Source organism: Nocardia sp. NPDC051981 (genome assembly GCF_040680715.1).
In the GTDB taxonomy this organism is placed as follows: domain Bacteria; phylum Actinomycetota; class Actinomycetes; order Mycobacteriales; family Mycobacteriaceae; genus Nocardia.
In genome coordinates this window covers 65,342-78,043 of the sequence record NZ_JBFAXK010000031.1, presented here as the reverse complement: position 1 = coordinate 78,043, position 12,702 = coordinate 65,342, and the positions used below count along the sequence as shown (strand labels likewise).

Here is a 12,702-nt window from a genome sequence, read left to right as displayed (position 1 = left end):
AGGGACCAGCCCACGGCACTCGGACAATCGCATCAGACGACGATGACGGAGCGACGATGACGGAGCAAGGAACAGGCAGCACTGTCCCTGCCCCTGTGGCCTAGGCGGTGGGTAGGTAACACCGAGGTGGGGTCGTCTCGGTCGAGGCGGTGACACCACCTTGCAGCGAACACAACAGCACATTCAGCGCGGATCCAGCAGAGCCCGAGCTGGACCCGCTCGTCTCCGCCACCAGCGCGGCCTCACCGGGCCGGTCGACGACCACGGCCGTCGCCGGAGCGCCGACGCACGCCAGCATCCCCGCTGAAATCGCAGTCAGCACAGCAACATTCGCAGTGATTCGCACTACCTCACAGATCCTCTCCGCACACAGATGTCCATGGCCGCGCCTGCATGTCGCACAGGCGGCCCTGTCCGGTCCAGCGCCAAGCGCGGACGAGACCTGGCAGACGGTAGCCGCGATCGACCGGATCGAAACGCCATCATTTCCAATGCCATGATTTTCATGGGATCCCGCGATATCGAACTCTGCTCGTTCGTCGCCATCCAACACCGCTGAAAACACCGCCACTCATTGCTGTGGGTCCACAGGGGTACGGCGTTCCCGCAGGAGGGAGTGTTCGGAAACCTGTTCGTTTGGGGTACACCCCAGCACGACACTCGGACGTGCGCCGGACAGTGTGACTCGCGGCGGTAGATGGCGGTGTTGTCGCACCGCCAGGTGGCGCTGACGAGGCTGATGTGGCCTGTGCCTGGCGCCGCGGCTTTTCCGAGCAGTCCGTTCGTGGCGACGACCGAACGACTTCAAGAGTGAACCGGGGCGTCAAGTCCTGCGGCCTCGCGACCGCCTTTATGTGAAGGGATTCGGCTTCACATTCAGTGCTGGTCGTCTGGGCTGCCGCGTCCGCTACCGAGGAAGGGCCGAGACCTGTCCTCGATAGCGGCGTCCTGGCCGACAGCTCCTATCGTCTGCTGGCCTGACCGGCTGGCCTTACTTCAGATGCCGGGCGAAGAACCGGCTCCCCGCTTCCCCCGCGTGCTGCGGGACGCCGAGGTGCCCGCCCATGTTGGCGTGCAGCGTCTTCTCCTTGGAGCCGAAGGCGTCGAACAGGTCCAGCGACATCTGCCGGTGATGTCCTTCGTCGTCCCATTGCAGCAGGACGTGCAGCGGGATGGTGACCTGCCGGGCCTCCTCGATGATGGTGCGAGGCACGAAGCTCCCGGCGAACAGCACGGCGGCCGCGATGCGCGGCTCGACCACCGCCAGCCGGGTGCCGATGGAGATCACCCCTCCCGAATACCCGACCGGGCCGCCGATCTCGGGCAGTGCGAGCAGGGCGTCCAGGGTGGCCTGCCATTCCGGGACCGCTTGGTCGACCAGCGGGAGGATGAGCCGGTCGACGATGTCGTCGGTGACCGGCTCGCCGGCCTGCAGCGCTCGATGTAGATCGGCGCGGGCCTGATCGGTGGCAGCGGAACGGGGCCGCTCACCGCTGCCGGGGAGTTCGATGGCAGCCGCGGCGTAGCCCTCCGCCACGGCGTGCCGGGCCCGGGCCAGCAGTCGCGGGTACGCCTTGCGCAGCCCGAGGGGAGGGGGACCGAGCAGGATCAGCGGGGCCGGTGTGGATCCGGATGAGGGCGTCCACAGGGTGCCGGGGATCTCGCCGAGGGTGAATTCGCGCTCGAGGACACCGTCGTCGAGGCGCTGTTCGGAAGTGAAGTGCATGGTCGTGCCTTTCGGGAATGCTCTTGAACGGCGCTCCCGGACGACCTATCGCCCGACCGTGACCCCAGAGGGGAGCACCCATGTCGATACTGCGTTCACGGGTACCACCTCCTCGTTCTCTGGCACGGCCCCCGGAAAGGTAGCAGTGGTCGCGGTGGTCCGCCAACAGGTTTTTCGGTGGCTCCGCGACCCGATGAATCGTCGAGGTCGGGGGTGGCCGGTCCGGTCCCCGATGACGGGACCACCCGGTCGTTGAGTCCGGGTTGTTTTCGATCCAGTTTCAGTTGATGTCGCAGGCCCAGGGTGGTGGGTGTGGCCGGAGCGGGCAGCGTACTCGGCCGGGGTGAGATAGCCCAGCGCCGAATGCCGGTGCCGCAGCAGGCTGGTCCGGTGTGGGTCAGGTCCTGGCCGGGATTCGATACTGACACCAGTCTCCAATCAGCCGCTTACCCGCACCGCTGGTCGTGCGATCTCCCAGCGGGTAGTGGCAATTGTGTCCCTCCCCGGGGGTAGTCCGATCCCCTACCCGGGTTGGATGAGGGATTGCTGGGTGTGGTCCTAGCGTTGTCTGCGTGACGATCATCCGGCGCTTGGGCCTCGACTTCGCATACACGTTCTTGGGATTGCCTCTCGCATTGGTCAGCTTCAGCCTCCTTGTGTCCCTTCTCGCGGCGAGTATCGGCACTGCGCTGATCTTCCTCGGGATTCCGCTGCTCGCGCTGACGCTGCTGCTCGCGCGCGGTTTCGCCGACATCGAGCGCGTACGCCTTCGGCAGTTGACGGGCAGGGCGGTACCACGGCCTCGATACGCTGAGGCCCCGGAGGGGGCGGGGTGGTTTCGTCGGATCACCGCACCGATCGGGCAGGGGCAGAGCTGGTTGGATCTGTTGTACGCCGTCGTCAACCTACCGATCGCGGTCATCACGTTCGTGCTGCCGACCGTGTGGTGGGCAATGACGCTGGGTGGATTGACGTACTGGTTCTGGGGCAGGTTCATTCCCTATGGCGACAGCCGCGACATCGTCATCGAGACGATCATGGGCGCGGACACCGCCCACAACCGGACGGTCTTCAACACGATCGTCGGTGTCGTAGCGCTGCTCACCGTGTACACCGTCCAGCGGGGCAGCGCCGCCCTGCAAGCCGCCTTCGCGCAGACCCTGCTCACCCGGCTCGCCGTCATGCAGGGACGCATTCAGGATCCGACCACCAGCCGGGCGGAGGCCGTCTGACCGCGGAGTCGACCGCGCTGCACATCAAATCAGCGCAATCGGACCGCCCAGTCGTCGGGTTGGTACCGAATCGGCCGGCGCCCTCCGGTTTTCCGCCGCTTGTACGCGCTGGTTTGGTCGCGGAAGGGATCGAGACCGGCGCCGTTGCGGCGACGCTTCGCGAATTCGACCGGCTTCCGAGCCACCAGCACCACCTCCACCGGCAGCATCGCGGTCACATGCCGATGATCAACCCACCACCCGGAGCCTGGGTTTCGGCATCGACATTCTTGGACGCGGCACTAGTCACCTTGCCGGCCATCAGCTCCTTCTGAAGGAGTCCTGCCCAAGTTGGTCTCTAGGGCGGCGCAGCTGTCCGGCCGCCAGGTCGAGGACGGTGGACGGACGCAACCCGCCCGGGAGTTGGAAGACCGGTCCAGGCCCGAAGTTGAGGGCGGCGTCGAGGTCGAGGGCCGCATGAATGAGGGCAAGGTGGGTGAAGGCCTGGGGGAAGTTGCCGACCTGGCGACCACTTGGGTCGATCTCCTCGGAGTACAGCCCCAGGTGGTTGGCATACGTCAGCATCTTCTCGAAGGCGTACTGGGCCTCCTCCAGGCGGCCGGCGCGGGCCAGGGCATCGACGTAGAAGAACGAGCACAGCGAGAAGGTCCCTTCCGATCCCCGCAGCCCGTCGGGCGAGGCGCTCGGGTTGTAGCGGTAGACCAGGCTGTCAGTGACCAACTCTTCATTCATCGCGTCCAACGTGGACAGCCAGAGCGGATCCTTGGGGGCGACGAAGCCGACCAGGGGCATCAGGAGGTTCGAGGCGTCGAGCACCTGGGTGCCCGGGTGTTGGGTAAAGGCGCGTCGCGAGGGGTTCCAGCACCGGCTCATGACTTGTTGGGAGATGGCGTCACGCGTGGATGCCCACCGCCGCACGTCGCCCGGCCTTCCTCGGGACTCCGCCATGCGAATGCCCCGGTCCAGGGCCACCCAACACATCACCCGGCCGTAGGTGAAATCCTGTCGTCCGCCGCGCGTCTCCCACACGCCCTCGTCGGGCTGTTCCCAGTTCTCACACAACCAGTCGAGGATCTTCGTGAGCTTGAGCCAATCCTCGTAGCCGACCGCCTGGTACGGCTCGGCCAGGGCTATCGCGTCCATCACTTCGCCGTAGACGTCGAGCTGGAGCTGGTCGGCCGCCCCGTTCCCGATCCGTACCGGTCGGGACCCCTCGTAGCCCTCGAGGTGGTGCAGGGTCTCCTCGGCCAAATTCGAGGACCCGTCCACTCGGTACATGATCTTGAGCGGCCCGGAATCCACACCGACCTGTTCCGAGACCCGATCGGAGACCCAGTCCAGGAACGCCGTCGCCTCCTCGATGTAGCCCAAGCCCAGCAGCGCATAGACCGACGCGGAGGCATCGCGGATCCAGGTGTACCGGTAGTCCCAGTTTCGCTCGCCGCCGAGCTGCTCGGGGAGACCGACGGTCGGGGAAGCTACGAGAGCGCCTGTCGGCGCGTAGGTCATGAGCTTGAGTGACATCGCCGAGCGATGAACCATCTCCCGCCACCGGCCCTGGTAGGTGCACTGGCCGAGCCAGCCCCGCCAATACCTGACGGTGCCGTCGAACAGCGCCAGCGCCTCACCCTGGAATACCGGCTGTGGCGCTCGGCTCGCTGCAGTCTCCAGCACGAACCCTCTGATCTCACCGGCCTCGAGGCTGAAGTCGAGTCGGACGCTGTCGTCACACGCGCGCTCCACGCCGGCGGCGCCGTGCAGGACTACGTCCTGCCCGTTCGCGCGAAAGACGGCGCCTTCGCTCGTGAGCGACAACTTGTGGAGCTGCCGGGCGAAGTCGAAGCGCGGCTCGCACTCCAATCGGAAGGGCAGTTCACCCCGCAGGCACCGCACTACCCGAACGATTTTGTGGTTCTGGCTTACGGTCGTCGGCTTGTCGACGGGCATGAAGTCGACGAGTTCCGCGATCCCGGCGTCGCTCATGAACCGGGTGATCAGGCATGCCGACTGCGGGAAGTAGATCTGGTTGGTCACGGTGTCGTCACGTGTCGACGTGATCCGAAAACGCCCTCCTTTTCGCGCATCCAGCAGCGAGGCGAAGATGCTGGGGGAGTCGAAGCGCGGGGCGCAGAAGAAATCGATCGTCCCGTCTTTCGCGACGAGGGCGGCCGTCTGCAGGTCTCCGATGAGACCGTGGTCGCTGATGAGGGCGTAGTCGCTCACCTCAGGCTCCTCTTTGTCGACTGTAAGACAAAAGGTCGGGTGCCGATCTCCACTTCGGGGCGACCTGCATAACGGCGCCCGGCGCGGTCCGCCCACCAGCAGGGCTGGGTCAACCTGTAACAGTTCGTCTGCGGTGCAGGGCGCTTGCCGATGGCCCTCCAGGAACTGGTCGTCCCACTTCTAGCAGCCAGACAAGCGGCCGATGCTGGATTGTGCATCATATCTGGGGGTTTCGGGCGGCTGCTTTCACGCGCTCGCGGGCAGTCCACAGCAGCCAGGTCCGCGAGCCTGGCATTTGTCGATCCGGCGTAGGTGATCGCGTCGGATGCATTGGCCCCCTGCGAAATCAGCCTACGCTGCGGCCATATCTACGTCGATCTTGTCGTGGGCCCGAGACGTAAGATTAGCTAGTGCCCGGGTCAGCAACCCGCCAACGCGGGCTCGACGTGTTTGCCCGATGCCGACGAGCGGCCAACGGTCCTCCGCGGAACCCGACCAGCGGGGTCTACGCGGGCGAAATGACATCGGCAGCGGTAGTTGGCGGCTGCCGGGGGACAGCGTCATGACCTTCCCCCTGGTTCCCCGCCCGCGTCGTGGCCCGTCTGAGCACAGATTGGCGCGCTATGGCTGGAGCGCAACCGACCCGCCTCGACAGGCGGTGTTGTTCATCAACCCAAGGTCGGGCGATGGAGCGGCGAGCCGTGCGAGAATCGCTGAAAGGGCACGCGATCGCGGGATCGAGGTGGTTATTCTCGAGCCAGCCCAAAGCCTCCCGGAGTGCGTCGACGAGGCGGTGAGACAAGGCGCGGACGCGCTGGGGATGGCTGGCGGCGACGGGTCCCTTGCGGTCGTGGCAGCGGCCGCCGCCGCGCATGGGGTGCCCTTCATCTGCGTCCCGGCCGGGACACGTAATCACTTCGCGCTCGACCTCGGAGTGGACCGGCAGGACGCGGCGGGCGCGCTCGACGCGTTCACCGATGGGGTAGAGCGGCGGATCGACCTGGCAGAAGTGAACGGCCGCGCATTTGTCAACAACGTCTCTCTCGGAATCTACGGTGAGGCGGTCCGCGATCCGTCCTATCGCGCCGCCAAGATGCGCACCCTCGTGGAGACGGCCGAGCGGGTGGGCGGCCCCGGTGCAAGGACACCGGCGCTGCGTCTCGTCGACGACGTAGGACAGCAGCACGCCCAGCTCGCCATTGTGCTGGTGTCGAACAACCCCTATGTGTTGGGCCCTCCTGTCCTCGGCACTCGCCCCTCGCTCGATAGCGGGCTTCTGGGCATCGTCATTCTCGACGCACCGGATAGTAGGCGGCATCCTCCAGGGCGCGCCTGGAGCGCACCGGACTTCGAGGTCTTCGCCCCCGCGCCCGTGCACGCGGGTATCGACGGTGAGCCAGTGGTGCTGAGTGCACCACTGGAGTTCGCCATTCGCCCGGCAGCGCTTCGCGTGCGCATCTCGTCCCGGCACCCTGGCGCCTCGCCCTCCGCCCGCATCCGACCCGCAAGGCCACCGGGGAGCACTTCACCGGCCGTCCGCCAGGCGGAGTTGGAGTAGTCGGCCAGCTAGGACGCCCTCCCGCCTGACGACCGATACTTGCGGTCGCGTACGCCTGCCACCATGGCTGATATTCCGGCTCCAAGGACAGAGCCGAGCGCCACGTCACCGGGGTAGTGCACGCCGGTGTGAACCCTCGAATAGGCCACTCCGGTGGCGAGCAACCGGATCGGCACTGCCAGCGCCGGGTAGTGCCGGCCCACCGTATAGGCGAACGCAAAAGCCGAGGCGGCGTGACCGGATGGGAAAGACGCGGACTCCGGCATAGGAACAAGACGGGCTTCAAACGTATCCGGGCCAGGCCGCTCCGGACGTCGCCGATGGGCAAAAGGCTTGATGCCGAGATTCACGGTTGCGGACGTTGCACCGATCGCGAGCACACCCTCGAGCGCCACCTGGCGTCCACGTCTACCTCCGAGGGTGGCGATCGCTGCAGCGATGCCAAGCCACAGACGTGAGTAGTTCGCGGCCTGCGAGAGTCGGCGGAAGGCATCGTCCAACTGAGGCGTGGGAGTCACCGCCACGGCTTTGTACGCCGCTCGGTCGACCGCCCCCAGCTCGCGCAACGCCTCCGCCCACCGGAACTCCAGACCCCGCCGGTCCTCGACCCTCCGTGCAAGGGCGTCCTCAACCGTCTCCTGCGTGTCGATCCGCTCCGACATACGGCGATCATAGGTCGTAGAGCCGGTCAACCGCGGTGGCGCCTCTACCGGTGTCGGTACTACCCGAGGTCGAGACACCGAGCAGTTCGGCCATTCGGGTCACGTCGAAGCCGGCGCACTCCACAGCCATGAGCTCGAACCTGCCCACTTTGGATGCCGCGCCGCAAAGTACGCCGATGCTTTGCCTCGGAGAGGCTGGGGCCGCGCCGTTGCCGCTGATCAATGTGTCAGGAGCCCCGGCGGCGAGCGACACGGCGGGGTGGGGTGGCACTCTGACTGGAAGCGCGTCGTGGCTTGCTCAAAAGCCGGGCTGGGACATTATTTCCTGCCTGTTGTTCGGCTGCCCGTTCGGGGGCGACGGTCCCCTCGGATAAGGCCCGTGAGGGCCAAGTTCGTCAGATCTGGCGGTAAGGCCGCTACCGCAGACAGTTGCGCAATCGACTGCCCGCCCGGGAATGGGCTGGGCGACCATTGTTTTCGGGGGCTATGGATGGCCTGGCTCAGGCAAGGACGCCGGTGTACAGGTCGAAGCTGCCGTCGGGCTGCTGCTCGCAGACGTAGTGGGTTCCGCCGGTGCTGGGGTCCTGGCCGTCGGCCTCGCATGCGGCCTGGGTGGCGTAGTTGCCGATGTAGTCCCCGCCGGGGTCGGCCTGGGCGACACCGATTCCGAGGGTGGCAGCGGCACCGACCGTGAGCAGGCCGGAGACAACGGCGGTGGCAATCTTGATCATGGGCTTCCTTGCTGTGAGGGCGCTCAGGGGGTTGTGAGGACTCGGAGGGCCCGAGTTCGACAACAGTAGAGCAGGCCGGCCTCGGCAGCCAAGCCGAGTGCTACCAGCCCGGATTCGCTATTGAGAAGGTGAAAACCACTCCGTAGCAGCACATCACGACGAAGGCGTTGGATAGCTCCTCGGCCATGGCCGGACATCCTGCGCTACAGCCGATTCGACCCCTCGAAAACGAATCAGCTTCTATGCCGCGTTCGCGACGTTCGGAGTCGGCTGGGCGAGGTTGGCAGGTGCGTCCGACTGGGAGGCGGCGGTATGGCCGATCGCTCTCACCGCCACCACCGTGGAGGCTCTCTACTGCTGGATGCGGTTCATGCCCAACTGGTATCCGGACTGGGCTCGCTTGGGCGATTGCGTCGTAGCAGTGGCGACACACGGTCAGCGGCCCGATGGTTTCGCCGTCGGCTTCGACTCGGATCAGCGGGCCTGGCTCGGCTGCGGCAAGGCTGGTCGACGCTCTGGCGTCACCTGGGTGGTAGAACGCGCACACGCATCGGCAGCCGCCTTGGGTGGTGCTGTTCCCAGGAGACCATCGCCCACGGACGGACGGTCAGTATCGGCGGCGGTTCGGCCATGATGTCCAGGCTCCCGAACCGTCGTCAGCGGGTGAGCCTGGACGACCGTTATGCCGATGACCGGCGCCGCTGATGGTGTACAGCGCGATGCCGCCGGCGATCATCATGATCGGCCACGTGATGAGGCTCAGCGGTCCGACGAACAGCGGATCGGGCGCGTGGTCCGACGCGGCGGTGAGCTGCGGCAGCGGCAGTGCGAACTCGTTCAACCCGAGGTGGGCTGCGACGGCGGGCCAGACCGAGTGCGTGCGGATCCGGATCACAGCGATAATTGCGCCCGCGGCGACTGCTACCGCGACGGCAGCGGGGATCGCGATGTAGAGCGGGTGGCCGGGATAGCTTCCGCCCAGCGCGGTCATCGGCAGGTGCCACAGACCCCAGAGCACGCCGCCCACGCAGATACCCGTGACAGTGCCGAAGCGAAGTGTCAACCGCGGCATCATGTATCCCTGCCAGCCGATCTCTTCGCCGAGATAGAGGGGCAGCGAGACAATCGCCGACAACGGCAGAGCCAGCAGCGACCACGCCGACTGCGGCCATGCCGGCCGATACATGCCGGACAGCGCCGCGGGTATCAATCCCACCAGGGTGATTGCGACGAAAACTGTACTAGCCCACAGGCATTGGGCTACTACACGTCGCCGCGGGCGGGGCAGTCCCAGCGATAGAACTCGCGGCACGTCACGCCACGGATGACGCCATCGGGTCAGTAGGATCGCGACCGCGGCGGGAACGACCATCATGGTGAACAGGCAGGCCGCTACCAACGGTCCCGCGTGCTGCGACGGCGCTGCGCGCCGAAATCCCGTCAGCCACAACGGTGTTGCTACCAGCCATGCACCGATGTAGGCCGCCGGCACGAAATACCACAACTCCTTGACCGCCCGGCCGCGCGGATCGTCCCGCTGGTGCCCGGGGGGTGTTCGCAATTCGTTCCCATTCGTCTTCGTCACACTTGGAAACGGTAGGCAGGTCGACGAGCTGGGGCGGTGACACAATCACCCCGCTCGAAGGTGGAGTCAGCTACACCGTCCCGGCCTCGACACGGAACCGGCAGTGGTCATGAAGAAGGGGGCACCCTGTGCGGGTTCCCCCTGGGAAATCGTCTCGGCGCGAGGTGCTTTCGCGTCCGGTTGCCTGTGTTCGTTCGTCGCGGCGGTGTTATCCGGTCGACCCGGAAGGAGGCCGCTGGGGATTGTTGTCGACCTCGGCGCCCAGGTATTTGATGCCGACCACGTAGGTCTGCTCCCAATCGCCGAAGTCGTTCATCATCGTCATGTCGGGTTGCCCGTTGGGTCCGATAGTGGTCTGAGGTCTCATTGTGCCGAGTCTCGAGGTGCTCGGGCATTGGGCATTCACGCGCGCGGTCGAGTGCGGGCCTATCCAACTGTCGGTTGTGTAGCCGATGGCGACGCCAGTGCATTCCGCGCGGGAAGTCACCCGGTAGGTGTCCTCGGTGTCGTTGCGGCAGGTGAGGTCATTCTCGCAGGAAAGGCCGGGGGCGATCTCCAGGGCCACGGCCCGCGGGGCGAGGACCCCGACCGCGGTGGTAGCCAGCGCGGTGAGGCACAGACCGGCCGCCAACCGGCGAACTGCAGACGCACTACCTTTGTCGGCCCTGACCTGTCGACCGTTGATTTCGTTGCTGCTCATCACGATCGGCAACGTTAGGTACGGCAGCGGGCCGATGCCCGGTAGCACTCACCCCATTTGGTGGTAGTGCCAGCTACACCGTCACGGTCGGATCGGGATGAAAGACTCCCGGGGTGTCTGTATCAGTCGCTTCATGGTGGGATCGGGTTGGCAATGGAGCCCGCGCCAGTGCAACCACTTTCGGGATAGGCCTGTACGCGATTATCGCAGTCCCCCTGTTGATCTACACGGCCGTTGCCTGTCTCGTGGGCATCGGATTCGTGCTCGTGCCACCGCAATTGTGGGTGCTCGGTCGAATCGCCGATGCCGAGCGGATCCGGCTGGCCCGCGAGCTGGGCAGTCCGGAAGTACCGACCAGAAGGCCCTTTCGGTGGCTACCCGCGCTCCTCACCGACCGAACCGTGTGGCGTGAAGTGCGGTGGATCGTCGCGATGCTTTTCGCCGGCATTGTCCTCGGCGCGGTAGGCCTCGCCCTCGCCGTGCTACCGGTGCTGAGTTTCGCGGCCATCTGGTTGTGGTGGTTGTTTCCGCAGGGCACTGTCCGGGTGGTGGCCAACGTGCCGATCACCGGATGGGCGTCGGCGTTCACCGTGGGAATCGTGCAGACGGTCGTCACCACGGCAGTCGCGGTCGCCTGTGTGCCTCTTATCGCGCGTGTCGGCATGCACATATCAGAAGCGTGCCTACGAGCGGGAATGAACCAACAATTGGCGCATCAGATCACCGAACTTCAACGCACCCGCTCCGGGGCAGTCGACGCGCACACCGCTGACCTCAGGCGCATCGAGCGCGACCTGCACGACGGCACGCAGGCCCACCTGGTGGGTCTCGCGATGCGGCTGGGTTTGGCGATGCGGGTCCTCAAGCGTGACCCCGAGGCAGTCGGCCCGCTGCTGGAACAAGCCCGCGACGGTGCCGAAGCCGCGATGAGTGACTTGCGGACCGTTCTGCGCACCACTTATCCGCCGATTCTCGCCGATCAGGGCCTCGACGGTGCGGTCGCCGCTGTGGCGGCACGCTGCACTGTTCCGACCCATGTGGAGATCGAGGTCTCCGGTGGCATACATGCGTCGGTGGAAGCAGCGGTGTATTTCGTGGTCGCCGAGGCACTCACCAACACCGCACGCCACTCCGGCGCGACTACCGCCCGTGTCGAGGTGCGCAAGGTCGGCCGGTACGTCACCGTCGAGGTACACGACAACGGGCGTGGCGGTGTCGACGAGTCCAAGGGCACGGGGGTGGCCGGCATGCGCAGGCGGCTGGAGGCGCTCGACGGTGTTCTCACCGTCGACGGCCCGCTGGGCGGTCCGACCGTATTGCGGGCGGCGTGCCCATGCGAGTAGTGATCGCCGAGGACAATGTGGTTCTCGCACAAGGGCTCGTGCTCCTGTTGCGCGAGGAGGGGCACGAGGTCGCGGCGGTCACCACTGACGGCGACTCGTTCATCGCTGCCGTCGCCGAACATCGCCCCGATGTCACCGTCGTCGATGTGCGGCTGCCGCCGACCTTCCGGCATGAAGGTATCCGCGCGGCGCTCGAGGTGCGCTCCCGCTTTCCGGGGCAACCTGTGCTCGTCTTCTCGCAGTACGTAGAGCACAGCTACGCACGCGAGCTGCTGCGCGATGGGGGTGGCGTCGGCTATCTGCTCAAGGACCGTGTCGCACGGGTCGACGACTTCCTGCGCACCCTGCAACACATCGCCTCGGGCGGCACCGTGATGGACCCTGAGGTGCTCGAACAGCTCATGACCCGCCACGATCCGGTATCCACACTCACCGGCAGGGAGCGCGAAGTCCTCGAGCTGATGGCCCAAGGTTATGCAAACGGCGAGATCGCCCTACGCTTGCAGGTCACCGAGCGTGCGATCCATAAACATGTCGGCAATATCTTCGCCAAGCTCGACCTCCCCGCCGAAGACAGCGGCCACCGTCGAGTACTCGCGGTGCTGGCCTACCTCAGCCGTTAAAGCGGTCGAATACCCGCTGGCATTTGCCACCTCGATGCCTCTATGGGACCACCATGTTGCCAGTCATGGGACCATCGAAAGCAAGTGATCCGCCGCAGGAACATGTTCCAGATTTCCCGCGCGGTCCGATTGACCGGCCAGGTCACGTCACCGATACCGGTGAAGAACTGGAACTGGGTTACCTGGTGCGCCCCGACGCCTGAGGATCCGGACTGGCGTTCGAGGCCGCCACTGCGGTGTTAGGTGCTGCGGCGGAAGAACTTCAGGACAAGCCGGTCCTTATCTCGACACCGACAGCCAACGAACGCTCGCTCAGACT

11 protein-coding genes and 1 pseudogene are annotated in these 12,702 nt (G+C 65.9%); 4 read left to right on the top strand and 8 right to left on the bottom strand.

Features of this window, described 5'->3' with window-relative positions; all coding sequences use genetic code 11:
- Nucleotides 1-991 precede the first annotated feature (991 nt).
- Nucleotides 992-1,726 carry an alpha/beta hydrolase gene (locus AB0L60_RS36270; RefSeq protein ID WP_364623846.1) on the bottom strand — a complete coding sequence of 245 codons (735 nt, stop codon included), beginning with the start codon at nucleotides 1,724-1,726 and terminating at the stop codon, nucleotides 992-994.
- Between the two features lie 572 nt (nucleotides 1,727-2,298).
- Here AB0L60_RS36270 and AB0L60_RS36265 point away from each other — a divergent pair.
- Nucleotides 2,299-2,958, top strand: a complete 660-nt coding sequence (locus AB0L60_RS36265; RefSeq protein ID WP_364623844.1) for a sensor domain-containing protein — start codon at nucleotides 2,299-2,301, stop codon at nucleotides 2,956-2,958.
- Between the two features lie 29 nt (nucleotides 2,959-2,987).
- Here AB0L60_RS36265 and AB0L60_RS36260 read toward each other — a convergent pair whose 3' ends face one another.
- Both AB0L60_RS36260 and AB0L60_RS36255 read right to left on the bottom strand, forming a co-directional pair.
- Complete coding sequence (locus tag AB0L60_RS36260) at nucleotides 2,988-3,176, bottom strand: hypothetical protein (RefSeq protein WP_364623842.1); 189 nt, start codon at nucleotides 3,174-3,176, stop codon at nucleotides 2,988-2,990.
- 82 nt (nucleotides 3,177-3,258) lie between these two features.
- Nucleotides 3,259-5,181 carry a glycoside hydrolase family 15 protein gene (locus tag AB0L60_RS36255; protein WP_364623840.1) on the bottom strand — a complete coding sequence of 641 codons (1,923 nt, stop codon included), beginning with the start codon at nucleotides 5,179-5,181 and terminating at the stop codon, nucleotides 3,259-3,261.
- 562 nt (nucleotides 5,182-5,743) lie between these two features.
- Between AB0L60_RS36255 and AB0L60_RS36250 the strand changes: the two genes are divergently transcribed.
- Nucleotides 5,744-6,739 (top strand): diacylglycerol kinase family protein, encoded by a 996-nt coding sequence (locus tag AB0L60_RS36250; protein WP_364623838.1) that lies wholly within the window; start codon nucleotides 5,744-5,746, stop codon nucleotides 6,737-6,739.
- An 8-nt stretch (nucleotides 6,740-6,747) separates the two neighbouring features.
- Here AB0L60_RS36250 and AB0L60_RS36245 read toward each other — a convergent pair whose 3' ends face one another.
- The 5 genes and pseudogenes from AB0L60_RS36245 to AB0L60_RS36225 form a co-directional block, all read right to left on the bottom strand.
- Nucleotides 6,748-7,401 (bottom strand): phosphatase PAP2 family protein, encoded by a 654-nt coding sequence (locus tag AB0L60_RS36245; RefSeq protein WP_364623835.1) that lies wholly within the window; start codon nucleotides 7,399-7,401, stop codon nucleotides 6,748-6,750.
- Nucleotides 7,402-7,901: 500 nt separating this feature from the next.
- Nucleotides 7,902-8,132, bottom strand: a complete 231-nt coding sequence (locus AB0L60_RS36240) for a hypothetical protein (RefSeq protein ID WP_364621630.1) — start codon at nucleotides 8,130-8,132, stop codon at nucleotides 7,902-7,904.
- Nucleotides 8,133-8,232: 100 nt separating this feature from the next.
- Nucleotides 8,233-8,688, bottom strand: a pseudogene (locus AB0L60_RS36235) (DUF6372 family protein); the annotation flags it as partial.
- Between the two features lie 51 nt (nucleotides 8,689-8,739).
- On the bottom strand, nucleotides 8,740-9,717 hold the full coding sequence (locus AB0L60_RS36230) for a lysostaphin resistance A-like protein (RefSeq protein ID WP_364623833.1): 978 nt from the start codon (nucleotides 9,715-9,717) through the stop codon (nucleotides 8,740-8,742).
- A 208-nt stretch (nucleotides 9,718-9,925) separates the two neighbouring features.
- Nucleotides 9,926-10,348: a hypothetical protein gene (locus AB0L60_RS36225; protein ID WP_364623831.1), complete on the bottom strand. Its 423-nt coding sequence runs from the start codon at nucleotides 10,346-10,348 to the stop codon at nucleotides 9,926-9,928.
- 182 nt (nucleotides 10,349-10,530) lie between these two features.
- Here AB0L60_RS36225 and AB0L60_RS36220 point away from each other — a divergent pair, with 182 nt between their 5' ends.
- Complete coding sequence (locus AB0L60_RS36220) at nucleotides 10,531-11,760, top strand: histidine kinase (RefSeq protein WP_364623829.1); 1,230 nt, start codon at nucleotides 10,531-10,533, stop codon at nucleotides 11,758-11,760.
- Entirely contained in the window at nucleotides 11,751-12,383 is a 633-nt protein-coding gene (locus AB0L60_RS36215) for a response regulator transcription factor (protein WP_364623894.1), read from the top strand. Before AB0L60_RS36220 ends, AB0L60_RS36215 begins: the two co-directional genes overlap by 10 nt.
- The last annotated feature ends 319 nt before the right edge of the window (nucleotides 12,384-12,702 follow it).